The sequence below is a fragment of the Nocardia sp. alder85J genome, from assembly GCF_020176955.2.
GTDB lineage: Bacteria > Actinomycetota > Actinomycetes > Mycobacteriales > Mycobacteriaceae > Nocardia.
Genome location: NZ_JAIUCZ020000004.1, coordinates 608,854 through 632,519, shown reverse-complemented (window position 1 = coordinate 632,519; position 23,666 = coordinate 608,854). Strand labels below are relative to the sequence as shown.

Genomic DNA, 23,666 nt, shown 5'->3' with positions numbered 1-23,666 from the left:
ACCCTCCCCTGCTGCGGTGACACTCCGGCGGCAACCCGCCGCCGGAGTTCGTCCCGGGCGTGCCGCCTCACTTGCCCATCACGTTGTGATACATCGTCACCACCGGATCGGGACTCACGCTCAGATCGCCCCGGAAGGGGTAGTCCATGGCGGCGATGAGGAAGATCATCGTGCCGAGGAAGAAGGCGAACAGCCCGCCGAGCAGCAGGTGCGCGCCCCGGCCGGAGAGGCTGAACAGGCATACCAGGATCACGTTGACGACCGCCCCGAGCACGATCACGTACCAGAGCACGTTCGGCAGGCCGCCGGCGGAGGCGTTGATGCGATGCCTGCGCTGTTCGTCGAACTGGGCGAACTGGGCGATGGCGGCCTGGTGCACGATCTCCTGCGCGCGGGTCTGCGGCTGGAAGGCCAGCAGATGATCCTGGAAGCGGGTGACCAGCGCGGTGCCGCCGGGCGGGTCCTGCCCGTCGCGCAGCGCCGGGAACGCGACGTCGAGCAGGTTGTCGGTGTAGTCGACCAGGTCCTGTCGGAGCACGTCGCGCTGCGGCTCCGGATAGGCCGAGACCTCGCGGTACAGCGTGCCGACCGCGGCGGCCTCGTCGGCGACGAGATTCTGCGCGTCGTCGAAGGATTGATAGGTCGCCGCGGCGACCAGGCCGAGCAGCAGGCCGTAGAACACGCCGCCGACGGTCAGCACCATGGTGACCTGCTCGTTGCGGCCCGGCTCGGGCCCGAACAGCTTGTGTACCAGTGGCCGGGCCGCCAGGATGCCGGCGCACACCAGCAGCACCGACACACCGGTGATGATGACGAAGCCGGCCCAGGTCGGCAGTGAATAGATCCAGGTGAACATGCGAAACCCCCGTGCAGGGTGCGTGGCACCGATCGGAAGACAAATGATGGGCAACTGACCGGATACACGGTAGCGAGCCGGAAGCCACTGGGGTAGTGGGTAACTCGGAGAAAGACCGAATTGCCGTCGATGACCGATTGATCCGGGCGGCTCGGAATCGTTTGCCGGTCACCGCATTCGGATGGGTCGGCCGGTGAATCGATATCCGGTCGTTACCACCGGACGACTTTCCTGCGAGTTTCGCGATAGCTGTTCCCTGACCGCCGTTCGGCACGTACGATCAATGTCGCTGGAACGCACTGTCGCACTTGTCAATTCGTAGCTGCACCAGTTCACCCCTTGCACCGGTTCACAGCTGCATCAGTTCACCGTTGCACCGGTTCAACGCTGCATCGAGTCACCCTCGGTCGAGTCGCCACCGGACCGAACCGATGTTTTCCGGCAGCCGGAATCACCCCGCCGCCGATCTCCTGCTCCCATTGTGCCGCGCGCGCAATGGTCGTCACGAGGTGAGGACCCAGCATGACCCTTGAACTCCCCCTCCAGACCGACAACCACGTCCAGAAGAGTCTCTCCACCACCGCGGCCCGCCCGCTGGCGCACACCACCAAATCCGAGCCCCAGATGCAGGGCATCACCTCGCGGTGGCTGTCCCGCGCACTGCCGTGGGTCGAGGTCAGAGGTGGCGTCTACCGGGTGAACCGGCGCCTGACCCACACCGTCGGCAACGGTGAGGTGGAATTCGTCGTCGACGGTTCGCAGGCCCGGGTCATCCCGCTGGAACTGCAAGAGCTGCCGCAGCTGCGCGACTTCGACGACGAGGACGCGCTGCGGGCCGTCGCGCAGCGCTTCGAGCAGCGCGAACTCGAACCCGGCACCGTCGTCGCGGAATTCGGTAACCCGATGGATCAGGTGCTGCTGATCGTGCACGGCAAGCTGAGCAAACTCGGCACCGGCGATTTCGGGGAGACCACCCGGCTCGGAATGCTCGGCGGCGGTGACTATTTCGGCGACGCCACCCTCATCGACCCGGCCGCCATCTGGCCGGTCACGGTCAAGACCGTCACCCGCACCACGCTGCTGGCCCTGCCGCGCGCGGCGGTGGACCGGCTGGCCGCGGACATTCCCGCGCTGGCGGCGCACCTGTCGCTGGTGGCCGAGGCGCCGGCGGCGCCGCAGAACAAGCACGGTGAGGCGAGTATCGAGGTCGCCTCCGGCCATTCCGGTGAGCCGACGCTGCTGGGCACCTTCGTCGACTACGACGCCTCGCCGCGGGAATACGAATTGAGCCTGGCGCAGAGCGTGCTGCGGGTGCACACCCGGGTGGCCGATCTGTTCAACGAGCCGCACAATCAGATCGAGCAGCAGTTGCGGCTGACCATCGAGGCGCTCTACGAGCGGCGCGAGAACGATCTGGTGAACAATCCGGACTACGGGTTGCTCAACAATTGCGATCTGAAACAGCGTATCTACACCGAATCCGGCCCGCCGACGCCGGACGATATGGACGAATTGCTCAGCATGCGCCGCAGCACCAAGTTCTTCCTGGCGCATCCGAAGGCGATCGCGGCATTCGGCCGGGAATGCAGCAAGCGCGGGATCTATCCGGATCCGGTCGATCTCGACGGCCACCGGGTGCCGGGCTGGCGCGGCGTGCCGATCCTGCCGTGCAGCAAGATCCCGGTCAGCAACGGTCACACCACCTCCATCCTGGCGCTGCGCGTCGGCGAGAAGGAGCAGGGCGTGATCGGGTTGCACCAGACCGGGATTCCCGACGAGTACGAGCCGAGCCTGAACGTGCGGTTCAAGGGCATCGACGATCAGTCGATCATCTCGTACTTGGTGAGCTGCTACTACTCGGCGGCGGTGCTGGTGCCGGACGCGCTGGGCATCCTCGACAACGTGCTCGTGGCCCGCCAGACGGACTGACGAAGGGACCCGACCATGTCGGTACTGTCCCGTGCCGCGGCGCCGCCGGCCACCGACGAGGTGGCCGCGGCGATCGCGACACTGCTGAGCGATCTGGCCTCCGCTCCCCCGGCGATCCTGATCCTGCCGGGCGACACGGAAGCCGTTGCCCCCGAAGCACAGCCGGGCCCACTGGCGGGGATGACAGCGGGCTCGGTGCCGCTGCGACTGCTGGGCCCGGTGGGGCTCGGCGCCGCCGGCCTGCTGGACCCGCTGACCGGCGAGCACGAACCCGTTGCGGCGCCGGGCCTTACGGCGACCGCACCGGCGCCCGGTCCGGCCCGGGGGCGGATTCCCAGCGGGCCCGGCGGATTCGGCGCGGCGGGGCTGCCACTGACCCGTCTCGCCGTCGCCGAACCGGTCGCACCGCCCCCGGCGGCGCGATCGGAATCCGATGGCGCCTCGTCGATTCCGCCGCTGTACTGCCCGCCCCCGGTGCGCGACGATCCGGTCCTGGCCGAGGCGGTCAATGTCGGCATCGTGGCGTGGGCCGAGGCGATCGGCCTGTACGAGGGGCGGCTGGACGAGTTGCGCGAGGCCGACTTCGGCCGCCTGATCATGCTCGCCCATCCCGATTGCGACAACGCGGATCTGCTGCTGGCGGTGGCGAAATGCGCCGTCTCCGAATGGTCCGTGGACGACTACTACTGCGAGGAGGATGCCGACCCGCACGCCCCCGACGGCAGCATGTCCACGCCCGAGGCCGAACTCGGACCCCGGCTGGAGCTGGCCATGGCCACCATGGATCCGGCCCACCTGCCGGCGAAATACGTGGACCAGCTGGAGCGGGCATTACAGGCCGACCCCATCCTGCGCGCGTTCCGCACCTCGTTCGACCATCTCGCGCACTACGCCACGCCGGCCCAGTCGGCGCGGCTGCGCACCGAGATCGGTGGCTGGTTCATCGCGCTCGGCGCGGAGGCCGGCTGGCGGACGGCCGGGCGGATGCCGCCGGTCTGGGAATACCTGACCAATAGGCAGCCGCACAGTTTCCTGCCCTGTATGGCGCCGATCGATGTGGTCGGCGGCTACGAACTGGGCGCCGCCGAATACTGCGATCCGCGGGTGCGGCGGGTGGTCACCACCGCGGCCCTGGCCGCCCAGATGGTCAACGACCTGTACTCGATGGCACGCGAGGACCTTTCCGGCGGAAGGGAATTCAACCTGCCCACGGTACTGGCCGCGGAGGAGCAGTGCTCGCGCTCGGAGGCCGTCCGGCGCACCGCAGACGTCCACGACGAGCTGATGCACCGATTCGAGCGGGAGGCGGCCGTCGTGGCCGCCACCGCCACGCCCGAACTGCACCGGTTCCTCGTCGGACTGTGGTCCTGGATGGGCGGCAACCGCGCCTGGCACGCGCACAGCCGCCGCTACCACGACCAGTGATCGAAGCACCACCCAGCGCCAATTTCATTGATCGAGAGGATGATCGTCATGACCATGCTCGACCCGAAGGCCGAACCGGTCCTGCGTACCACCTATCAGCGGTCGGTCGCCGCGTACTGGAACAACAACCCGAACGACGACCGGGTGAATGTGAAACTGGGCGAGGTGGACGGCCTCTATCACCACCACTACGGCATCGGCGAGCCGGACCTGTCGGTGCTGGAGGGCCCGGAGCACACCCGGCAGGAGCGCATCGTCCGCGAGTTGCACCGGCTGGAGACCGCACAGGCCGATCTGCTGCTGGACCACCTCGGCGACGTGCGGCCCGGCGACAGCCTGATGGACGGTGGCTCGGGTCGCGGCGGCACCAGCATCATGGCCAATCAGCGCTTCGGCTGCCGGGTCGACGGTGTGACGATCTCCGAGTACCAGGTGGGTTTCGCCAACGAGCAGGCCCACGAGCGCGGCGTCGCCGACAAGGTGCAGTTCCACTTCCGCAATATGCTCGACACGGGTTTCGAGACCGGCAGCAGGCGCGGCATCTGGACCAACGAGACCACCATGTACGTCGACCTGGGCGAATTGTTCGCCGAGTTCTCCCGGCTGCTGGAGCCCGGGGGGCGCTACGTCTGCATCACCGGCTGTTCCAACGACGTCATCGGCGGGCGGTCGTCCTCGGTCAGCTGGATCGACGCGCACTACGGGTGCATGATCCACCCGCGCAGCGAGTACTTCCGGGCGCTGGCGGCCAACAACCTGGTGCCCGTGAACGTGGTCGATCTCACGGCGGCGACCATCCCCTACTGGGAGCTGCGCACCCACTCCGAGCTGGCCACCGGCGTGGAGAAGCCGTTCCTCACCTCCTACAAGGAGGGGAGCTTCCAGTATCTGCTGATCGCCGCCGATAAGGTGGGTAGGTGACCAGCAACCAGGCGGCGACACCGGTCGACCGGGAGACACTCCCGGTCGAACTGGTCGACGAGCGGGGCCGCCCGATCGGGTCCTGCTCGGTCGTGACGGCGCACACCGCTCCGGGGCAGTTGCACCGGGCGTTCTCGGTGCTGCTGTTCGACGCCACCGGGCGGGTGCTGCTCCAGCAGCGCGCCGCGGTCAAGACCAGGTTCCCGCTGCGGTGGTCCAACGCCTGCTGCGGGCATCCGGAACCCGGGGAGCCGGTGCCGGCCGCCGCGGCACGGCGGCTCGGTGAGGAACTGGGCGTGCGCACCGGGCTGACCGAGGTCGGCATCTACCGGTACGACGCGGTCGATCCGGCCACCGGCCGGATCGAGCGGGAGTGGGACCACGTCGTCGTCGGCCGCTACGCCGACCCGCCGCCGCAACCGGATCCGGCCGAGATCGCCGACTGGGCCTGGATCGAACCGGAACAACTCACCGCGGCCCTCGCGGTGGATCCGGAGAAGTACACGCCGTGGCTGGCGGGCGTGCTCGGGGTCGCGCTCACCGCGGACCTGGCCGTACCGCAACGGGTCCGCTCCGGCGACTGATCTACGCAGGGACGAGTGTGCCACGGACCCGGTTCGGGTCCGTGGCACACTCGTCTCGCATGGGCTCGCAGGGCTTCCGCGGGCACCGGTCCCGGATCCGGTTCCGGCGCAACGCCTAGACGGTGGCCGGCAGGGTCACGAACCGCGGCGCGAGTGCCCGGTACACCACCAGCCCGACGCCGCAGCCGATGAACCAGCTGTACTGGGCCGCGGTGTACATGCCGGTCAGATCCTTGAACAGCACCGGGAACACCGCGAAGAGCGCCGCGACCACGGTGGCGATGACCGCCGCCGGATTGTAACCCTTGCGGTACCAGTAACTTCCGCTCTCCGACATGGTGAACAGCTGGTCGACCACGATGTGCTGCTTGCGGACCAGGTAGTAGTCGCTGATCAGCACCCCGAACAGCGGGCCGATGAAGGCGCCGAGCACCTCCAGGGTGTAGTGGATCACGTCCGGGTTGTTGTACAGGTTCCAGGGCGTGATCACCACCGAACCGGCCGCCGCGATCATGCCGCCCATCCGCCAGCTGATCTTCTGCGGGTTGACGTTGGAGAAGTCGAACGCCGGCGAGATGAAGTTGGCCACGATGTTGATGCCGATGGTGGCGATGGTGAAGGTCAAGGCGCCCAGCACGATCGCGAAGGTGGAGTCGATGCGCGCCACCGTCTCCACCGGATCGGTGATCAGCTCGCCGTACACCGGGATCGTCAGCGACGCGGTCATCACGACGATGATCGAGAAGGCCAGGAAGTTGATCGGCAGCCCGAGCAGGTTGCCACGCCGCACCGCCGCCATCGACTTCGAATACCGGGAGAAGTCACCGAAATTCAGCATCGGGCCGCAGAAGTACGACACCACCAGCGCGATGGCGCCGAGGATCACCGGAACCGCGTGCAGGCCATGATATTTCACCGTGCCGAGGCTGAGGTTGATCGAATCCCAGCCGGCCTTGTAGATCAGGTACCCGCAGAGCAGGAACATCACCAGATAGACAGCGGGACCGCAGAAGTCGACGAACTTGCGGATGGACTCCATGCCGCGCCAGAACACGCACGCCTGCACCACCCACAGCAGCAGGTACGCGCCCCAGCCCAGCAGCGACAGCCCGAGGAAGCCGTAGTCGCCCACCTTCGCGTACGGCGCCAGCCCCGGCCACAGCTTGATCGCGACCACGACCAGCGCCGCCGACGCCAGATAGGTCTGGATGCCGTACCAGGCGACGGCCATCAGCCCGCGGATGATGGCCGGGATGTTGGCGCCGAGCACGCCGAAGACGCTGCGGCACACCACCGGATACGGCACCCCGGCCCGCTGGCTGGGCGCGGCCACCAGATTGCACAGCCCGTAGACGATGGTGATACCGATCAGCAGCGCCAGCAACACCTGCCAGCTGGCCAGGCCGAGCGCGAACAGGCTGCCGGCGGTGACGTAGCCGCCGACGCTGTGCACGTCCGACATCCAGAATGCGAAGATGTTGTACGTGCCCCAGGTCTGTTTGGGCAGCGGCGCCAGATCCTCGTTGGTCAGGCGGGGGTCGTAGCCCTCCGGCACGCCGGGGACCGGAACACCGGTGGTCGCCGTCACGCTGGGGTTGATGGTCTCGGTCATGGTGCATCCGATCCGAAGTCGAAACTGACTCACCGACCGTAGAAGCGCACCATTGCCCGCCCGTTGCTCCACCATTTCCCGGTCATTGCGCGAAAGATATATCGTCCGGTGGCGGCGCCAGTTCGGCCGGGGCGGGCTCGGCCAGCACGGACTCCAGCCGCTGGTGGTGGCGCTGCGCGATCGCGATCAGCCGCGGGGTGTCGCGGTTGAGGAATGCGTCGAGCATGAGCGCGTGATCGGTGTGCAACCGCATCCGATCCGGCTGCCCGACCTGCGCCATCGGCTGCACCGGCTCGGTGACGTTCCAGGCCGCCTCCAGCATGTGCAACAGCCGGAACAGCTGTGACGGCTGGGTCAGCGCCAGATGGAATCGCCGCGATTGCCGGTGGTATGCCACGGGGTCGTCGTCGCGCATCGTCTGTTCCAGCGCCTCGAAGGTCTGGGCGAGGGTGGCACGCTCGGCCGGGGTGGCGCGGGCGACGGCCGCGCTCAGCGCGGCCTCCTCCAGCGCCTGCCGGACGATGTACATCTCCCGTAATTCCTCCGGATGCAGGTGCGCCACAACATATCCCAGCTCCTCGTCGTGCCGGACGAGGCCGGCGCCGAGCAGGGTCTTCAGTGCTTCGCGCACCGGAATGTGGCTGACCCCGAACAGTTCCGCCACTTCGCGCAGCGGTATCACGGTGCCGGGCGGAACGGCACCGTCGAGTATCAGGCGGCGGAGTTCACCGAGGATTATCTGAGGACGCCCCGGCTCGTCCACCACCAGTCTCGCAAGCAACGCCGAACGTCGTCGTGGAGGCATGGGACCGACGCTACGGGCCGCATGTTTGCGGCAGCCTTCCACGATGTGACGATCAGGCAACGTGGATCGCACTTGCTATGAGATTGCTACCGGCCGAAGCAGTCACATTCGGCCACGGTCTGGCAGCATGACGCCCATGACGCTGATCGAGTGGGAGGATGTGGCGGCGGCCGCCGATTTGCTCGAGCCGGTGATCCGCCGCACCCCGATGGTCGCGTCCCGGGTGTTGTCCGAGCGCATCGGGCATCAGGTCCTGCTGAAATGCGAGAACCTGCAACGCACGGGATCGTTCAAGCCGCGCGGGGCCTACAACCGGATCGCGAATCTGCCCGCGGCCGAACGCGCGGCGGGTGTGGTCGCCGCCAGCGCCGGCAACCACGCGCAGGGCGTCGCTTGGGCGGCGACCACGCTCGGCATCGCCTCGACGGTGTTCATGCCCATCGGCGCCTCGCTGCCGAAACTGGCCGCCACCCGCGCCTACGGCGCCACCGTGCATCAGGTCGGCGACACCGTGGATCAGGCGCTGGCCGCGGCGCGGGAATTCGCGGACCGCACCGGCGCCACCATGATCCATCCCTTCGACCACCTCGACGTCGTCGCCGGGCAGGCGACGGTGGGCCTGGAACTGATCGAGCAGATGCCGGACGTGCGCACGGTGCTGGTCCCGCTCGGCGGCGGCGGGCTGCTGGCGGGTATCGCCACGGCACTGCATCATCGCGCGCCGCACGTGCGGGTGATCGGCGTGCAGGCGGAGGCCGCGGCGGCCTGGCCGGATTCGCTGGATGTGGGCAAACCTGTTCCGCTGCAATGGATGTCGACCATGGCCGACGGTATCGCGGTCGGCCTGCCGGGCGCGATTCCGTTCGAGCACGTCGCGAAGTACGCCGCCGACGTGGTCACCGTCGACGAGGACGCGCTGTCCGGCGCGCTGCTGCTGTGCATGGAACGGGCCAAGCTGGTCGTCGAACCCGCCGGTGCGGCCGGGGTGGCCGCGCTGCTCGCCCACGGCTGCGAAGGGCTGGGCATCACCGGGCCGGTGTGCGCGATCGTCTCCGGCGGCAATGTGGATCCGCTGCTGCTGACCCGGATGATCGGCCACGGGCTCGCCGCGGGCGGCCGCTACCTCGCCATGCGCATCACCATCCCCGATCGGCCCGGCAGTCTGGGGCGGATGCTGGCCGAGATCGGCCGGGTCGGGGCGAGCGTGTTCGAGATCGCGCACTCCCGCACCGGCGCCTGGCTGGCCATCGACGAGGCCGAGGTGGCCATCACGGTCGAGACCCGCGGCCGCACCCACCGCGACGAAGTCCTTCAGGCCCTGCGCGATTCGGGTTACACCGTCCGCGTGCAGGACTGAGTGTGCGGGCTGCGGAATCGAGCCGCGTCCGGGCTGCGGGCGCCACGAGCGCGGGCCGATTCGGACCGTGCAAACCGGACTGAACAGTCGAGGCTACCGTTCGGCATCGATCAGAGCTATCGTTGGGCAACAGGTCGGGGCCAGCCATGGCCCACCCGTGGAACGATGAGCAACTGATGGCCGAATCGAACGAGGCCGCGACGCAGCGGGGTATGTCCACCGGAGTCGCCGCAGAGCTGGTGGCGGCGGGTTTCGACGCTCCGGAGGAGATCGGGCGGGGCGGTTTCGGCGTCGTGTACCGATGCCGGGAGCCCGCGCTGGAACGCGTGGTGGCCGTCAAACTACTCACCTCGGAGGTCGGCGGCGACGAGCGCGTCCGATTCGTCCGGGAGCAGCAGGCGCTGGGCCGGTTGTCCGGCCATCCGCACATCGTGCAGATCCTGCACATCGACATCACCGCCACCGGCCGGCCCTATCTGGTGATGCCCTTCTACGCCCGCGGCTCGCTGGACCGGTTGCTGCGGGTGAGCGGGCCGTTGCGCTGGCCCGACGCGGTGTCGCTGGGTGTGAAGACGGCCGGCGCGCTGGCCGCCGCGCACGCCCGCGGCATCGTGCATCGCGACGTCAAGCCCGGCAACATCCTGCTCACCGACTACGGCGAGCCGCAGCTGTCGGACTTCGGGATCGCCCGCTTCGGCGACGACATCACCGCCACGAGCGCCCTCGTGCACGGCACCCCCGGTTTCACCGCGCCCGAGGTGCTGCGCGGCGCGACACCGACCCCGGCCGCGGACGTCTACGGCCTGGCAGCCACACTGTTCTGCCTGCTCAGCGGGCATTCCCCGGCCTGGCGCCAGGGCAGCGGGCCGCTGCGCGACATCCCGGCCGCCGAGGTGGCCCGCCGGGTCGCGGCGGCACCGCCGAATCTGCGCGAACACGATGTCCCCGAGGTGGTCTGTGCGGCGCTGGAGAGCGCCCTGGCCACCGATCCCCGCGACCGGCCGGGCACGGCGAGCGAATTCGGTGAGCGATTGCGCGCGGCGCAGCGCGATACCGGACAGCCGGTCGACGTGATGGCCGTCCCCCGCGACAGCGGGCTCACCGCGGCGGTCTCGCCGCAGGTCGCCACCCCACTGACCCCACTGACCCCGCCGACCCCGCCGTTCGCGGCGACCAAGTTCCGCCCGCCCGCCGTGACCCGCACCCTGATCGACCGGCCCCGGCTGCTGGAGGTGCTGCGCCACGGTGAGCGGCGGCGGCTGGTCGTCATCCACGGCCCGGCCGGATTCGGCAAGACGACGCTGGCGGCGCAGTGGGCCCGGCGGCTGCGCGACGAGGGCGTGCCGGTCACCTGGCTGACCGCCGATCCCGACGACGACAACGTGGTCTGGTTCCTCACCCATCTGGTCGAGGCGATCCGCCGGGTGCGCCCGGAGCTGGCCCGGGAACTGGGCGCCCTGTTGCAGGAACGATCCAGCGACGCCACCCGATCGGTGCTGTCGGCGCTGATCGACGAGATCCACGACAGCCGCCAGCCGGTCGTGCTGGTCATCGACGACTGGCACCGGGTGTCCGGCGCCGGGACCCGGGCGGCGATGACCTATCTGCTGGAGAACGGCTGCCATCATCTGCGCATCGTGATCGTCGGCCGGGACCGGTCCGGACTGCCGCTCAGCAAACTCATGGTGAACGATGAACTGGTCGAGATCGACACCACCGCGCTGCGTTTCGACGCCGACGAGACCGGCGATTTCCTGATCGGCGCGAGCGGCCTGGCGCTGAACGCGGACGAGGTCGGCAAGGTGCGGCGGTCCACCGAGGGCTGGCCCGCGGGACTGCGGCTGGCCCAGCTGTCGCTGTCCGGGCGCGACGACCCGGCCGAATTCATCGACAATCTCAGCGGCCGCCATCACGCCATCGGCGAATATCTCACCGAGAACGTGCTGGCGTCACTGGATCCGCAACTGCTCGACTTCCTGATGGCCACCACGATCACCATCCGGATCTCCGCCGGGCTGGCCACCGCTCTGTCCGGGCGCGCCGACAGCCGGGAGGTGCTGGAACAGATCGCCGACCGGAACCTGTTCCTGCAACGCCAGGACGACAACGACGAATGGTTCCGCTATCACCGGCTGTTCGCCGACCACCTGCAACGCCGGCTCGGCTACCTGGACCCCGATCGGGTGCAGATCCTGCACGCGCGGGCCTCGGCCTGGTTCGCCGAGCACGATCTGCTCACCGAGGCCGTCGATCACGCACTGGCCGCCGCCGACCCGCAACGCGCGGTCGATCTGGTGGAATCCCATGCGCTGCCGCTGGTCCAGGCATCACAGATGGCCACCTTCCTCGGCCTGATGGCGAAGCTGCCCAGCCCGCTGACCGACGACCGACCGCGCCTGCAACTGTGTGTCGCCTGGGCCAACGCCGGGCTGGGCCGGAGCACGAAAGTGCGTGCCGCGCTGAGCAGTGCCCGGACGGCACTGACCGTGAACCCGCTGACCGCCGCCGAGGACATCCGCTTCCGGGTCGAGGCCGATCTGGTCTCGGGTCTGGAGAGCTATCTCGCCGATCGGTACGAACCGGTATCCGAGTTCGTGACCACGCACATCGACAGCCTCGCCGACTCGATGCTGGCCCAGTCCGCCGCCGATCTTCTTGCGATCGAGGCGTTCAATCACTTCGACGCGGCCAGCATGGAAACCTGGTATCGCGCGGCGCTGCGATATGCCCGTGACGTGTCCCCGGCCGCGACCATCCACACCCATTGCATCGCGGGCCTGGCAGCGGCGGAGCGACTCGACACCGATGCCGCCGACCGGCACTATGCCGCGGCCTACAACGCGGACGGAATGGTCCCGGGCACGGACCTGGCGGCGCGGGCCCTGATCCTGGCCGATGCCCTGCTCGGCGCTCTGCGCTATCGCCAGGGCCGGCTCGCCGAGGCGGACACCCTGCTGTCCCGCGCCGCGGGCGCGCACCGGCAGCCCGGCACCGGCGACTTCCTGCTGGACGCCTATTGCACCGGCGCCCGGCTGGCGGCCCTGCTCGGCGACACCGAGCGCGCGCTGCGGATGCTGACCGCCGCCGACCGGTTCGCCGCCGAACTCGCGATGCCCCGGCTGACCGCGCGCGTGATCAACGAGCGCATCCGCCTGCGGCTTTCGATCCCCGACGACGTGCGGGCCCGGCTGCGGCAGCTGCCGCCGTATGAGCGGCAGGACACCCGGGTGCTGTGCGCGACCGGCGAACTGGAGCAGGATTCGGCGATCCGGCTGGCGCTGGCGCAGGGATCTCCGGAGGCCGTCGCGGCCGCGTGCGAGCGCGCGGGGCGGCTGGCCCGGGAGATCGACCCCCGCCGCGTCCAGGCGCAGGCCGAGGCACAACTGCTGTACGCCTGCTGCCTGTGGGCCGCCGGCCGCGCGGACGACGCCCGCGCGGCGGCGCTACCCGCGATCACCCTGTGCACCGAGCGCGGAGTGCCCCGGCTGATCGAGGACACCGGGCCGGTGATCGCCGAGATCGTCGCCGTCACAGTGCCGAATCCGGCTGCCGGGCACTGAGAGTCACGCTGCACTGCCGGAATTCGGTGCGCACTCCGGCATTCGGCGCGCGGCCTGAAACTCGGCGCGCCGCCCGGAATTCAGTGTGCCGCCCGGAATTCGGTGCGCCGTCTGAAACTCGGCGCGCGCCGCCCGGAATTCGGTGCACGCCTATGGGTTTCAGCGTGCGGCTCGGAAGTCAGTGCGCGCCACCGAGTTCCAGCGCCAGCACGCCGAGGATCAGCAAGCCGATGCCGCCGATCTGCATGGGCGCGAGCCGCTCCCCGAGGAACAGGGTGCCGATGACCGCCACGGCCACCACACCGACGGCCGACCACACCCCGTAGGCGACCCCCACCGCCATGCCCCGCTTCAGCGCCTGCGACAGGAACAGGAATGCGGCCACATAGCCGATCACGACTACCACCGAGGGGACCGGTTTGGTGAATCCCTCGGACAGCTTCAGCGACACGGTCGCCGACACCTCGGACACGATGGCCAGCAGCAGGAGCACGTACGTCATGTCCGCACCCTAACCATCGAACTCCCAGGGCGGGCCAGGCGTCATGGCGGTCCGGCCCGTACGGTGGAGGACATGGCCATCCGGCACATCGTCACCATCCGCGTCGCGAGCGGTCGTGCCGCCGAATTCACCGCGGCCTTCGACGCGCTGCGGGCGGTCACGCTGCCCGAACCGGGGTGCGAGCAGTACGAACTGTTCCAGAGCCACAGTGATCCCGACATCCTGGTGATCCTGGAACGCTGGACCGACCGCGAACTGCTGCACCGGCACATGACCGGCGAGCGCGACGGGAATGCCGCGCTCGTCGACGCGCTGGTCCGGCTGTGGGCACCGGGCACCACCCCGCAGGTGGAACAGTTCGAGGACTGAGCCCGCCGGTCAGCGCAACCGGGCGCGGGCCTCGGTGGCGCTCTGCCGGACCTCGTCGAGCTGCTTCGCGACCTGGATACCGGAGGTGCCGCCGCGGGCGTTGCGGGAGGCGATCGACCCCTGCACGGTGAGGACGTCGCGCACCTCGGCGGACAGGGCCGGGTCGACGGCGGCGAATTCGCCGTCGGTCAGTTCGTCCAGGCCGACGCCGCGAGATTCGGCCAGCCGGACGCAGGCGCCCGCCGCCTCGTGCGCGTCACGGAACGGAACACCTTGGCGGACCAGCCATTCCGCGATGTCGGTGGCGAGTGTGTAACCGGCGGGCGCCAATTCGGCCATCCGGGCGGGGTGGAAGGTCAGCGTGGCGACCAGGCCCGCCAGCGCGGGCAGCAGCAGTTCCAGCTGGGCCACCGAGTCGAAGACCGGCTCCTTGTCCTCCTGAAGATCGCGATTGTAGGCCAGCGGCTGGGCCTTCAGCGTCGCCAGCAGGCCGGTGAGATTGCCGATCAGGCGGCCGGACTTGCCGCGGGTCAGCTCGGCGACGTCGGGATTCTTCTTCTGCGGCATGATCGAGGAGCCGGTGGACCAGGCGTCGGCCAGCGTGACGTAGCCGAATTCCGGTGTGCTCCAGATGATCACCTCCTCCGCCAGCCGGGACAGGTCCACGGCGATCATGGCGAACACGAACGCCGCTTCGGCGGCGAAGTCACGGGCGGAGGTGGCATCGATCGAATTGGCCGCGGCGGCATCGAAACCCAGGTCGGCGGCGATCGCCTCCGGGTCCAGGCCGAGCGAGGATCCGGCCAGCGCGCCGCTGCCGTAGGGCGAGATCGCCGCGCGTTTGTCGAAGTCGCGCAACCGATCCAGATCGCGCAGCAGCGGATGGGCGTGGGCCAGCAGCTGATGGGCCAGCAGCACCGGCTGCGCGGACTGCAAGTGGGTCTTGCCGGCCATCACCACGTCGGGGTGAGCGGCGGCCTGGGCCACCAGGGCATCGACGACGTCCAGCACACCGGCGCCGACACGGCGGGCGGCGTCGCGCAGCCACATCCGGAACAGCGTCGCCACCTGGTCGTTGCGCGAACGGCCCGCCCGCAACCGGCCGCCGAGTTCGGGGCCGACCCGGTCGATCAGGCCGCGTTCCAGGGCGCCGTGCACGTCCTCGTCGGAGTCGGCGGCGACGAAGGCGCCCGAGGCCACGTCCGCGGCCAGGGCGTCCAGGCCCGCCCGCATGCCCGCCAGCTCGGCCTCGGACAGCAGTCCGGCCTTGTGCAGAATCCTGGCGTGGGCCTTGGAGGCGCGAATGTCGTAGGGCGCCAACGCCCAGTCGAAATGGGTCGACTTGCTCAGCGCCGCCATCGCCGCCGCCGGGCCGGAGGCGAATCGGCCGCCCCACAGCGCGCCCTCGTTGGTGCTGCCACCCTGGCTCATCGGTGTGTCGTCTCTCCTCACCCGCGGATCGCGGTCAGCAGTGTGTGTCGATAGGTCTCGTCCGCCGGGGTCGGGCGGCCGTGCGCGGTCAGTACCTCGGCCAATCCGGTGGACGACACCGTCCAGCCGTGCCCGGCGAACCACTCGACCGGGTCGCTGCGGCCCTCCTCGGCGTACCAGAGGCTGTCCACGTCGAGCTGGATGCCGACCTCGGCCAGCAATGCCGCGCGGCCCGCGCGCTCGCTCTCCGGCAGTCGCGGCAGGCCCTGCCCGGTGCTGGTGGCGAGCCGGCTGCCGGGCGCGCTGAGCGCCTCGATATTCTCGAACAGGCGATCCAGGGCGTCGGCGGGCAGGTACCGCAACAACCCCTCGGCCAGCCACGCGGTCGGCACGGTGGGATCGAAACCGTTGTCCCGCAGGGCCTGTGGCCAATCGTGGCGGAGGTCGACGGCGACCTCGTGGCGGTCGGCGGCCGGTTGCACCCCGGCCAGCGCCTCGGCCTTGAACGCCAGCACCTTCGGCTGATCGAGTTCGAAAAGCACGGTCCCGGAAGGCCATTCGAGCCGATAGGCCCGTGCGTCCAGCCCGGCGGCCAGGATCACCACCTGCCGCAGGCCGGCGGCCGACGCGGCGGCGAAGTACTCGTCGAAGTAGACGGTGCGGCCGACCAGGAAGCCGCCGTTGCCCACGCCGGGCCGGCCGAGTTCCTGCCGGCGCCGGGCGAAGTCGCCGTCGAGCATCCGGGCCCAGCCGTCGTTGCCGGTGGCCCGCACCAGCCGCTCCGCGTACGGGTCACGGAACAGGGCATCGTCACGGCGGGTCTCGGCGGCACGCATCGCCGCCACCCCGAGCGCGGTGGCACCGACACTCTCGGTGATCTCCCAGCTGTCGTCGTCGCTTCGCACCACGCCTCCTGTCGACCCTGCCGTTACATGAGCCACCACGCCGCAGCACCCGGGCCGGGATGGCCATCGCCTGCTCGACGGTACGCCCGCGCCCTCGACCCGGCACCCGGCAGGCCGTCGGGCACCCGACCGAGCCGTCGCACCACGAGCATCCGGCGGGAAGCCCCCGGCGGGCAACCTTGCGGCCGACCGACCCGGTGGATGGCCGCCCCGGCGCGACCATCCAACTCGGCGCCTGTCGAACCGGTTCGGCGGCCCGGCCGCCTCGGCGGCGGCGTTCCGTCCGGGACCGACCTACTTCTTGTTCAGGTCCCGGCGGGCGGCGACCTTGGAGGACAGGCCGTGGATCTGCACGAAGCCCTTGGCCAGGGACTGGTCGAAGGTGTCGCCCTCGTCGTAGGTGGCCAGGTTGAAGTCGTACAGCGACTGCTCGCTGCGGCGGCCGTTGACCACCGCGTTGCCGCCGTGCAGCACCATGCGGATATCGCCGGAGACGTGCTCCTGGGTGTCGCGGACGAAGGCGTCCAGTGCCCGCTTCAGCGGCGAGTACCAGAGGCCGTCGTAGGCCAGCTCGCCCCAGCGCTGCTCGACCTGCCGCTTGTAGCGGCCGAGTTCGCGTTCCAGGGTGACGTTCTCCAGCGCCTGATGCGCGGTGATCAGGGTGATCGCGCCGGGCGCCTCGTAGATCTCGCGGCTCTTGATGCCGACGAGCCGGTCCTCGACCATGTCGAGGCGGCCCACGCCCTGACGGCCCGCGCGGCGGTTCAGCTCGACGATGGCCTCCAGCACGCTGACCGGGCGGCCGTCGATCGCGACCGGCACACCCTTGTCGAAGGTGACGATCAGCTCGTCGGGCGCCTCGAAGTTGACGGTGGGGTCGACGGTGTAGTCGTAGACGTCCTTGGTGGGCGCGTTCCACAGGTCCTCGAGGAACCCGGTCTCGACCGCGCGGCCCCACACGTTCTGGTCGATGGAGAACGGCGACTTCTTGCTGACGTTGATCGGGATGCTGTTCTCCTCGGCGAAGGCGATGGCCTTCTCCCGGGTCCAGGCATAGTCGCGGACGGGGGCGATGACGTGCAGATCGGGAGCCAGCGCGCCGATGCCGACCTCGAAGCGGACCTGGTCGTTGCCCTTGCCGGTGCAGCCGTGCGCGACGGTGCCGGCGCCGTGGAACTTGGCGGCCTCGACCAGGTGCTTGACGATCAGCGGGCGGCTGATGGCCGACACCAGCGGGTACTGACCCTGGTAGAGCGCATTGGCCTGGATGGTGGGCAGGCAGTAGTCGTCGGCGAACTCGTCGCGCGCGTCGACCACGACGGCCTCGACCGCACCGCAGTCGAGCGCGCGCTGACGCACGACGTTCATGTCCTCGCCGCCCTGGCCCAGGTCGATGGCGACCGCGACGACCTCGGCCCCGGTCTCCTTGCCGATCCAGCTGATGGCGACGGAGGTGTCCAACCCGCCGGAGTAGGCGAGTACGACGCGATCGGCCATGTTCATGCGCTCCTCAAGGTTTTGTACGAATGGGCAGCCCGCACCACTTACAAATGATTATGCACGACCATGCAAGCCCATTCACACCCGGGGTCGGAACCGTACTCAGCCGTCCACGGCCTTGGGCGCGGCCGGATCGACGCAATAGGTACCGGGCCCGACGCAGGGCGTCAGGATCGTCGTGAAGTACTGGAACGCCGACCACAACAGGATCGGACCGGCCACCAGCGCGGCGCCGCCGATGGTGCCGACCGCGCCGATCAGCGCGGTTCCGGCGATACAGCCGATGACCGCGCCGGGCACCAGTCCGGTCAGCAGGGTGGTGACCGCGGCGGTGACCGAGCCCACGACCGCGCCCGCCAGGCAGCCGAGGCCGCCGCCGACGATCGCCCCGACCACCGCGCCGACAACCCCCGCGATGGTGGCCCGCTGCGAGAACGCGGACAGTTCCTGCTGGTCACGCGGGGTGAAGGATTCGACGGTCCGGGCCCGGGCCACATTCCCGGCGGTGAGCGGATGTTCGACGGCGACCCCCGCGTCCGTCGCCGGGGTGAGCCGCACGGTGTGGCCGTCGATCCGCACCCCGATCGGGAAGGAGCGGTCGTCGCGGCGATAGCGCAGCGGCAGCGAATCGACCACCGTGCCGCCGTCGCGTACCAGCAGGCTGTCCGCGGTCGCGTCGAAGGCGCCCTCGGCGGCGGTCAGGACCACCGAGTCATCGTCGCGTTCGACGACGTATCCGCGGCCGTCGATCGTGACGGGCTGCCCCTCGTCGAGCAATTGCTGTAGCGGTGCCGGATCCGCGGCGGCGAGCCCGGCGGCCAGCGTGATGGTGGTCACGGCGATCGCGAGTGAGACACCCGGTTTCATGGTCTGCGCACCTTCCCCTCGGTCCGGCGCCGCGGAAGACCGTGCTGCTGAAGCACTTCCGCCAGGCCGGGGCAAATGTTCGGCACGAGCGCAGCCAAGAGTAGGGCCGGGCACCGCGGGTGCGGATCGGATTCGCCGAACAAATCCGATCCGCACCGATTACCGAAAAATTGCCCTACAGTGGAGGATTGGATTCACCACGGGCCCGGATCGGGTGCGGCACGGCAAATCGGGCGTGCCGCCGGAATTCCGGTGACACGCCCGATCGGAGGGGCCGGTTACTTCGCGTCGGCCGGCTTCGGCGCGGCCGGGGCGGCCGGGTCGACGCAGTAGGCGCCCGGGCCGGTGCACGGCGCGGTGATGGTGGTGAAGTACTGGTAAGCCGACCACAGCACGATCGGGCCGGCGACCAGGGCCGCACCCGCGAGGGTGCCGACCGCGCCGATGGCCGCGGCGCCGGCGATGCAGCCGACCACGCCACCGGGCAGCACGCCGGCGAGCAGCGTGGTGATGGCGGTGGACACCGAGCCGACGATGGCTCCGGCGACACAGCCGAGGCCGGCGCCGACGATCGCGCCGATCACCGCGCCGGTGACGTTGGCGATGGTGGCACGCGAGGAGAACGCCGACAGTTCCTGCTGGTCACGCGGGGTGAAGGACTCGGTGACATGCTGCGCCTGGGCGATGTCCTGCGCGGTGATCGGGTGCTCGACCGGGCTGCCGCCGGTGGTGGCCGGGGTCAGCCGCACGGTGTCGCCGTCGACCTGCGCGTCGATCGGGAACGACTGGTTGTCCTTGCGGTAGGACAGCGGCAGCGAGTCGACGACGGCGCCGGCGGCGTCGTCCACGAGCAGGCTGCCGTCGACGGCCTGGAAGCTGCCGTTACCGGACTTCAGGACGACGGTGTCACCGTCGCGGTCGACGGTGTACTGCACACCGTTCACATCGACGTCCTGGGTGCCGGTGACGATGGGCTGCGCGAGTTGCTGCGCGGGCGCCGGATCGGCATTCGAGATGCCACCTGCAATGGTCACCGCGCTGACGACGAGCGCGAGCGAGACCGTGAACTTCCTCATCTACTGTCTTTCCGTTCCGGGTTCGCAGGCCGCATCACGCCGTCTCCGACGTCTATACGACTACGAAAAATCAATGCGCCGGAAGCCGATTGCACGGGCTCCCGACTGGGCTGTTGCCACCCATCGGTAGAGCTCGGCCCTGTGCGGGCGCGAGCCGGGCGGATGAACTCCCACGGATTCGAGAATGTCGGTCCCGCGAGGGCAGGTTCCGATCTTCGCGCATCCGGAGGCGTTGGCAACAATGTGCTCAGCCAAAGTAACCAACAGATTGCCAGCTCGCAACGATTATCCGCACGTAAATCTTAACTTTCTACTTTTTGAATTCATCCCATGTTATTCGAACCGACGGCCGGATGAGGTGTGCGGACACCGCCGCCGGAGAAAATACGAACGGTCATCGGAGCGGTACTGATCGGACAATTGCCCCAAAGTCGCTGATATTCAACGCATTCGCGTCGAGCGGCCGCCGCGGATATGTCACGCTGGGACGACCATCCCTCCGCATGTAGAAGGACGTGGCGAATGTTGTCGACGTTTGCGGGTATCTTCAGCACCATCGGTTCGGACGTACTGTCCCTGGGGCAATCGATCTTCACGCTCATCGGCGATCTCGCCAACTCCGGCGGCTACGGCTACGGCGGATACGGCGGCAGCTATCCGCCCGGCCAGTATCCGCTGGCGTGACCGATCCTTTCCTGGCGTGCCCGGCCCGTAGCGCGGGCCGGGCACGTCACACCACTGCGGCGCAATCGGATTCGAGCGCCGGAACGAGTGCGTCCAGCACCACCACCGGATTCGGCAGCCGTAACCGGCCCGGACGCGGTTCCCGGGCCCAGCGCCAGCCGAATCCGGTGTCGGACATCGGCAGCAGCACCGAGCGGCCGTCCGGATGCACGGTCACCGCGTGGTTGCCGAATCGGTCGGCGGTCGCGGCGGATGCCGGGTGGTCGTCGTCGCCGGGCCGAGCGGCCGGATCCGGCCGCACCCCGGCGACCAGGAAGGTCCAGATCATGCCCCGGGGGTCGGTCACCACCGGGCCGGACTGATTGCTGAGCAGATGCAGAACGCGGGCACCCAGCTCGGCCGGCATGCCGATCGCACCGATCGTGCCCCCGCACACCACCGCCGGCCGACCCGCGACCAGCCGCACCGGTAAACCGAAACGCATACGCAACAGGTATGTGACATCATGTGGTGTACAACAGGATTCGAACATCGACACTCCCTTCCGAGGATCCGGTGGCGCAGATTCGCCCCATCTGATCAGGGATCGATTTCCGATCTGTTGCTCTCCTGTTGCGGCAACATTGCCTGGGATTGCCGGTCGATTGCCGATCGGCCACAGCGGGACGATCGGCTCAGTACCGCAGTTCCGCGAGGGCGTGGTGGAGATAGCGGGCCAGATCCCACACATCGGGCACGCTGTCGGCACAGGCGACGATGCCGACATCCAGATGGCCGTCGTAGGAGATCGCCGTGATGTTCAGGCCGCCGGACAGATCCGTCAGCACCGAGATGGGATAGCTGGCCAGCACCGGAATTCCGCCCGCGTACAACGGCAGTTGCGGGCCCGGCACATTGGAGATGATCAGATTCGCCAGCGGCAGCGCGGGCGCGGCGACCCGCAACAGTGCCCGGGTGGCGGCGCCGTGCGCGATCGAGGGCAGTAGCCCGGCGGCCTGATGCAGCACCGTCGGCGTCCCGGCCCGGAACTTCTGCTTCGCCTCCAGCAGGTTGGCGTGCAGCAACTTCAGCCGATGCTGCGGATCCGGTTCGCCGATCGGCAACTCGCACAACATCACCGAGAACTGATTGCCCGCCGTGCCGAGTTGTTCGGTGGTGCGCACCGACACCGGCACGGCGGCCAGCAGCGGTGTGCCGGTGTCCACGTCGTGGTCGGCGAGCCAGCGCCGCAGCGCCGAGGTGCACAACGCCATCACCACGTCGTTGATCGTGCCGTCGACGCTGCGCTTGATCTCCTTCAGCGGCGCCAGCGGCAGCGAGGTGTAGGCGACGCTGCGGCGCGCGGTGTTGGTGGCGTTGAACGGCACCTCCGGATGCTTCTTGCGCAGATCCGCCAGCGCGCGCCACAGCGTGGGCGCCACCCGGGCCGGGGTCCGCACCCGCTCGGTCTGCCGGCCGACCACGGTGCCGACGCTGCGCGCGATCATCTCCACCGCGCCCGGCGTGTGGTGCAGCCGTACGCCCTCGGCGGGCACGTGCAACTCGCGATACTCCGGCGAGATGTCGAAGATCGCCGCCAGCACCTCCGCCGCCGAGACCCCGTCGATCACGGCGTGGTGCACCTTGGCGTACAGCGCCTGCCGGCCGCCGGGCAGGCCGGACACCAGCGCACATTCCCACAGCGGCCGGCCGCGATCCAGCGGCGCCTCGTGCAGCCGGGCGATCAGTTCGCCGAGTTCCTCGTCCCCGTCCTCATCGGCGGACTGCAACCGGACCTCGCGCACATGGCAGGCGAGATCGACGGTGGCGCAATCCTCCCAGTAGGGCCGGTCGACGCCGAACGGCACGGTCCGCAGCCGCCAGCGCAGCGCCGGAACCAGATGCAGTCGCGCGGCGAACAACTGCCGCAGCGCGGCCACGGTCAGCGGGGCCGCGGCTGCGGGCGTGTCGAGGACGGCCAGCACCCCGATGTGCAGTGGGGTGGTCGCGATGTCGGCATCGAGCAGTTGATGATCCAGCGAGGTCAGCTGCCGCGGTGCGGCGGTCGTCCGGGCGGCCGTGATCCGGTGTACCGCAGTGGTTTCCGGATCCGCCGCCGAATCCGGGGCCGACTGCCCGCCAGGCGCCTCGCCACCGCGGATGAACCGGAACCCTTGCCACAGTTGATCTTTCACGGCATCGAGCGGATTCGCCGGCAGGCGCGGCAGCTGATCTGTGAGGGGACGATAGGGGGCACGAGGCATCGGTTCTCCCGGGAAGTTCGACGCCTCCCGCCGACCCGGCCGACGACGACTTCCCGCGGGCGGGCTGGACCCCGGCGCCATCGGCGGACGCTCCGGCGGCGGCGTCCACTGACGATTGGCGTGCATCACGGCACGAGCGCGAAACGATCGGCTCCGGCGGCACTGCGCGGACTACGCCGACTCTCGAGGGCCTTGGCTACCAGGGAGTCTACTGGTCGGTCCCCTCTTTTCGCGGTGGTCCGACCGAACAGCTTGTAAAAACTGCGCGACCGAGCAGTCTGCCGGAACTTCTCCTGTTCGAGGGCTACCCGCTCTCCCCGGGCTCAACAAACGATCATGCGGAGGCTCCCGGCGCCGGATCGGCGCCGGCCCGCGCGCACCACTCCATCACCCCGGCCACATGGGCCAACGCTCGCGCGTGGGCCAGCCGTGGATCGCGAGCGGCGATCGCGTCACAGATGCCCCGATGCTCGGCGATGGTGCGGTCGAAGGTGTCCTCGGCGACGATGCCGCGCCAGATCCCCGCCCGCATGGTCGGCGTCGACATCGAATCCAGCAGAGAGGCCAGCACCATGTTCCCGGAGGCGGCCGCGATGGCCGCGTGGAAGGCGAGGTCGGCCGCGACCAGATCGGCGACCCCGGCGCCGGCGGGCCGCACGAGTTCGGACAACCGCCGCACCTGTTCCCCGGTCATCCGCTGGGCCGCCAGCGCGGCGGCCTCCGGTTCCAGGATGCGGCGCACACCGAGGATGTCGAGCACCGAATCCTGCTGATGGAATTCGAGCAGGAAACCCATCGAGTCCAGCAGGGTGCCCGGGGTCAGGCTGGAGACATAGGTGCCGTCGCCCTGCCGCACGTCGAGGATGCGCACCAGCGACAGCGCCCGCACCGCCTCCCGCAGCGAATTGCGGGAAACCCCCAGTTCAGCGGCCAGGTCGGCCTCGCGGGGCAGCCTCGAACCGGGCCGCAGCTCGCCCGTGACGATCATCGCCTTGATCTTCGTAATCGCGTCGTCCGTGACCGACAAATCCCGCTTACCT

At 69.3% G+C, this 23,666-nt stretch carries 20 protein-coding genes; 8 read left to right on the top strand and 12 right to left on the bottom strand.

The features are described 5' to 3' along the window. Positions 1 to 67: 67 nt before the first annotated feature. Positions 68 to 856 (bottom strand): DUF4239 domain-containing protein, encoded by a 789-nt coding sequence (locus LBW94_RS18755; RefSeq protein WP_225057109.1) that lies wholly within the window; start codon positions 854 to 856, stop codon positions 68 to 70. A 522-nt stretch (positions 857 to 1,378) separates the two neighbouring features. On the opposite strand from LBW94_RS18755, the gene LBW94_RS18750 reads away from it, so the two are divergent. Genes LBW94_RS18750 through idi form a run of 4 tightly spaced genes read left to right on the top strand, consistent with a single transcriptional unit; the run spans position 1,379 to position 5,715 of the window. Next, entirely contained in the window at positions 1,379 to 2,785 is a 1,407-nt protein-coding gene (locus tag LBW94_RS18750; RefSeq protein WP_225057110.1) for a family 2B encapsulin nanocompartment shell protein, read from the top strand. A gap of 15 nt (positions 2,786 to 2,800) precedes the next feature. Next, positions 2,801 to 4,210 carry a family 2 encapsulin nanocompartment cargo protein terpene cyclase gene (locus tag LBW94_RS18745; protein WP_225057111.1) on the top strand — a complete coding sequence of 470 codons (1,410 nt, stop codon included), beginning with the start codon at positions 2,801 to 2,803 and terminating at the stop codon, positions 4,208 to 4,210. 48 nt (positions 4,211 to 4,258) lie between these two features. Further along, positions 4,259 to 5,131, top strand: a complete 873-nt coding sequence (locus LBW94_RS18740) for a geranyl diphosphate 2-C-methyltransferase (RefSeq protein WP_225057112.1) — start codon at positions 4,259 to 4,261, stop codon at positions 5,129 to 5,131. Then, positions 5,128 to 5,715 carry an isopentenyl-diphosphate Delta-isomerase gene (gene idi / locus LBW94_RS18735; RefSeq protein WP_225057113.1) on the top strand — a complete coding sequence of 196 codons (588 nt, stop codon included), beginning with the start codon at positions 5,128 to 5,130 and terminating at the stop codon, positions 5,713 to 5,715. The genes LBW94_RS18740 and idi overlap by 4 nt, the downstream gene beginning before the upstream one ends. 115 nt (positions 5,716 to 5,830) lie before the next feature. On the opposite strand, the gene LBW94_RS18730 is transcribed toward idi, so the two are convergent. Then, a complete protein-coding gene (locus LBW94_RS18730) occupies positions 5,831 to 7,327 on the bottom strand; it encodes an NCS1 family nucleobase:cation symporter-1 (protein WP_225057114.1) in 1,497 nt (498 codons plus the stop codon). An 82-nt stretch (positions 7,328 to 7,409) separates the two neighbouring features. Further along, on the bottom strand, positions 7,410 to 8,132 hold the full coding sequence (locus LBW94_RS18725; protein ID WP_225057115.1) for a GntR family transcriptional regulator: 723 nt from the start codon (positions 8,130 to 8,132) through the stop codon (positions 7,410 to 7,412). Positions 8,133 to 8,268: 136 nt separating this feature from the next. Here LBW94_RS18725 and ilvA point away from each other — a divergent pair, with 136 nt between their 5' ends. Both ilvA and LBW94_RS18715 read left to right on the top strand, forming a co-directional pair. Next, positions 8,269 to 9,489 carry a threonine ammonia-lyase gene (gene ilvA, locus LBW94_RS18720; RefSeq protein ID WP_225057116.1) on the top strand — a complete coding sequence of 407 codons (1,221 nt, stop codon included), beginning with the start codon at positions 8,269 to 8,271 and terminating at the stop codon, positions 9,487 to 9,489. A gap of 176 nt (positions 9,490 to 9,665) precedes the next feature. After that, a complete protein-coding gene (locus LBW94_RS18715; RefSeq protein WP_225057117.1) occupies positions 9,666 to 13,049 on the top strand; it encodes a serine/threonine-protein kinase in 3,384 nt (1,127 codons plus the stop codon). 178 nt (positions 13,050 to 13,227) lie between these two features. Here the strand turns inward: LBW94_RS18715 and LBW94_RS18710 are convergent, their stop codons facing one another. Continuing rightward, on the bottom strand, positions 13,228 to 13,551 hold the full coding sequence (locus LBW94_RS18710; RefSeq protein WP_225057118.1) for a DMT family transporter: 324 nt from the start codon (positions 13,549 to 13,551) through the stop codon (positions 13,228 to 13,230). A gap of 72 nt (positions 13,552 to 13,623) precedes the next feature. Between LBW94_RS18710 and LBW94_RS18705 the strand changes: the two genes are divergently transcribed. Beyond that, complete coding sequence (locus tag LBW94_RS18705; RefSeq protein WP_225057119.1) at positions 13,624 to 13,920, top strand: putative quinol monooxygenase; 297 nt, start codon at positions 13,624 to 13,626, stop codon at positions 13,918 to 13,920. Positions 13,921 to 13,929: 9 nt separating this feature from the next. Here LBW94_RS18705 and argH read toward each other — a convergent pair whose 3' ends face one another. The 5 genes from argH to LBW94_RS18680 form a co-directional block, all read right to left on the bottom strand. Further along, positions 13,930 to 15,351, bottom strand: coding sequence for an argininosuccinate lyase (argH, locus tag LBW94_RS18700; RefSeq protein ID WP_225057120.1), 1,422 nt, complete (start codon positions 15,349 to 15,351; stop codon positions 13,930 to 13,932). 17 nt (positions 15,352 to 15,368) lie between these two features. Then, positions 15,369 to 16,256 carry a class I SAM-dependent methyltransferase gene (locus LBW94_RS18695; protein WP_225057121.1) on the bottom strand — a complete coding sequence of 296 codons (888 nt, stop codon included), beginning with the start codon at positions 16,254 to 16,256 and terminating at the stop codon, positions 15,369 to 15,371. 294 nt (positions 16,257 to 16,550) lie between these two features. Continuing rightward, on the bottom strand, positions 16,551 to 17,753 hold the full coding sequence (locus LBW94_RS18690; protein ID WP_225057122.1) for an argininosuccinate synthase: 1,203 nt from the start codon (positions 17,751 to 17,753) through the stop codon (positions 16,551 to 16,553). 105 nt (positions 17,754 to 17,858) lie between these two features. Continuing rightward, positions 17,859 to 18,623, bottom strand: a complete 765-nt coding sequence (locus LBW94_RS18685; protein WP_225057123.1) for a hypothetical protein — start codon at positions 18,621 to 18,623, stop codon at positions 17,859 to 17,861. Between the two features lie 278 nt (positions 18,624 to 18,901). Further along, entirely contained in the window at positions 18,902 to 19,699 is a 798-nt protein-coding gene (locus LBW94_RS18680; RefSeq protein ID WP_225057124.1) for a hypothetical protein, read from the bottom strand. Between the two features lie 522 nt (positions 19,700 to 20,221). Between LBW94_RS18680 and LBW94_RS18675 the strand changes: the two genes are divergently transcribed. Continuing rightward, positions 20,222 to 20,383, top strand: coding sequence for a hypothetical protein (locus tag LBW94_RS18675; RefSeq protein WP_225057125.1), 162 nt, complete (start codon positions 20,222 to 20,224; stop codon positions 20,381 to 20,383). Positions 20,384 to 20,429: 46 nt separating this feature from the next. On the opposite strand, the gene LBW94_RS18670 is transcribed toward LBW94_RS18675, so the two are convergent. The 3 genes from LBW94_RS18670 to LBW94_RS18660 form a co-directional block, all read right to left on the bottom strand. After that, complete coding sequence (locus tag LBW94_RS18670; RefSeq protein WP_225057126.1) at positions 20,430 to 20,867, bottom strand: hypothetical protein; 438 nt, start codon at positions 20,865 to 20,867, stop codon at positions 20,430 to 20,432. A 190-nt stretch (positions 20,868 to 21,057) separates the two neighbouring features. Continuing rightward, entirely contained in the window at positions 21,058 to 22,557 is a 1,500-nt protein-coding gene (locus LBW94_RS18665; RefSeq protein WP_225057127.1) for a WS/DGAT/MGAT family O-acyltransferase, read from the bottom strand. Positions 22,558 to 22,960: 403 nt separating this feature from the next. Continuing rightward, on the bottom strand, positions 22,961 to 23,653 hold the full coding sequence (locus LBW94_RS18660) for a FadR/GntR family transcriptional regulator (protein WP_225057128.1): 693 nt from the start codon (positions 23,651 to 23,653) through the stop codon (positions 22,961 to 22,963). Between the last annotated feature and the right edge of the window lie 13 nt (positions 23,654 to 23,666).

What these genes read in the sequence shown, in the direction of transcription:
- LBW94_RS18755 (WP_225057109.1), bottom strand. Translation starts at nt 856, where the DNA reads ATGTTCACCTGGATCTATTCACTGCCGACCTGGGCCGGCTTCGTCATC.
- LBW94_RS18750 (WP_225057110.1), top strand. Translation starts at nt 1,379, where the DNA reads ATGACCCTTGAACTCCCCCTCCAGACCGACAACCACGTCCAGAAGAGT.
- LBW94_RS18745 (WP_225057111.1), top strand. Translation starts at nt 2,801, where the DNA reads ATGTCGGTACTGTCCCGTGCCGCGGCGCCGCCGGCCACCGACGAGGTG.
- LBW94_RS18740 (WP_225057112.1), top strand. Translation starts at nt 4,259, where the DNA reads ATGACCATGCTCGACCCGAAGGCCGAACCGGTCCTGCGTACCACCTAT.
- LBW94_RS18730 (WP_225057114.1), bottom strand. Translation starts at nt 7,327, where the DNA reads ATGACCGAGACCATCAACCCCAGCGTGACGGCGACCACCGGTGTTCCG.
- LBW94_RS18725 (WP_225057115.1), bottom strand. Translation starts at nt 8,132, where the DNA reads ATGCCTCCACGACGACGTTCGGCGTTGCTTGCGAGACTGGTGGTGGAC.
- ilvA (WP_225057116.1), top strand. Translation starts at nt 8,269, where the DNA reads ATGACGCTGATCGAGTGGGAGGATGTGGCGGCGGCCGCCGATTTGCTC.
- LBW94_RS18715 (WP_225057117.1), top strand. Translation starts at nt 9,666, where the DNA reads ATGGCCGAATCGAACGAGGCCGCGACGCAGCGGGGTATGTCCACCGGA.
- LBW94_RS18710 (WP_225057118.1), bottom strand. Translation starts at nt 13,551, where the DNA reads ATGACGTACGTGCTCCTGCTGCTGGCCATCGTGTCCGAGGTGTCGGCG.
- LBW94_RS18705 (WP_225057119.1), top strand. Translation starts at nt 13,624, where the DNA reads ATGGCCATCCGGCACATCGTCACCATCCGCGTCGCGAGCGGTCGTGCC.
- argH (WP_225057120.1), bottom strand. Translation starts at nt 15,351, where the DNA reads ATGAGCCAGGGTGGCAGCACCAACGAGGGCGCGCTGTGGGGCGGCCGA.
- LBW94_RS18690 (WP_225057122.1), bottom strand. Translation starts at nt 17,753, where the DNA reads ATGGCCGATCGCGTCGTACTCGCCTACTCCGGCGGGTTGGACACCTCC.
- LBW94_RS18685 (WP_225057123.1), bottom strand. Translation starts at nt 18,623, where the DNA reads ATGAAACCGGGTGTCTCACTCGCGATCGCCGTGACCACCATCACGCTG.
- LBW94_RS18680 (WP_225057124.1), bottom strand. Translation starts at nt 19,699, where the DNA reads ATGAGGAAGTTCACGGTCTCGCTCGCGCTCGTCGTCAGCGCGGTGACC.
- LBW94_RS18675 (WP_225057125.1), top strand. Translation starts at nt 20,222, where the DNA reads ATGTTGTCGACGTTTGCGGGTATCTTCAGCACCATCGGTTCGGACGTA.
- LBW94_RS18670 (WP_225057126.1), bottom strand. Translation starts at nt 20,867, where the DNA reads ATGCGTTTCGGTTTACCGGTGCGGCTGGTCGCGGGTCGGCCGGCGGTG.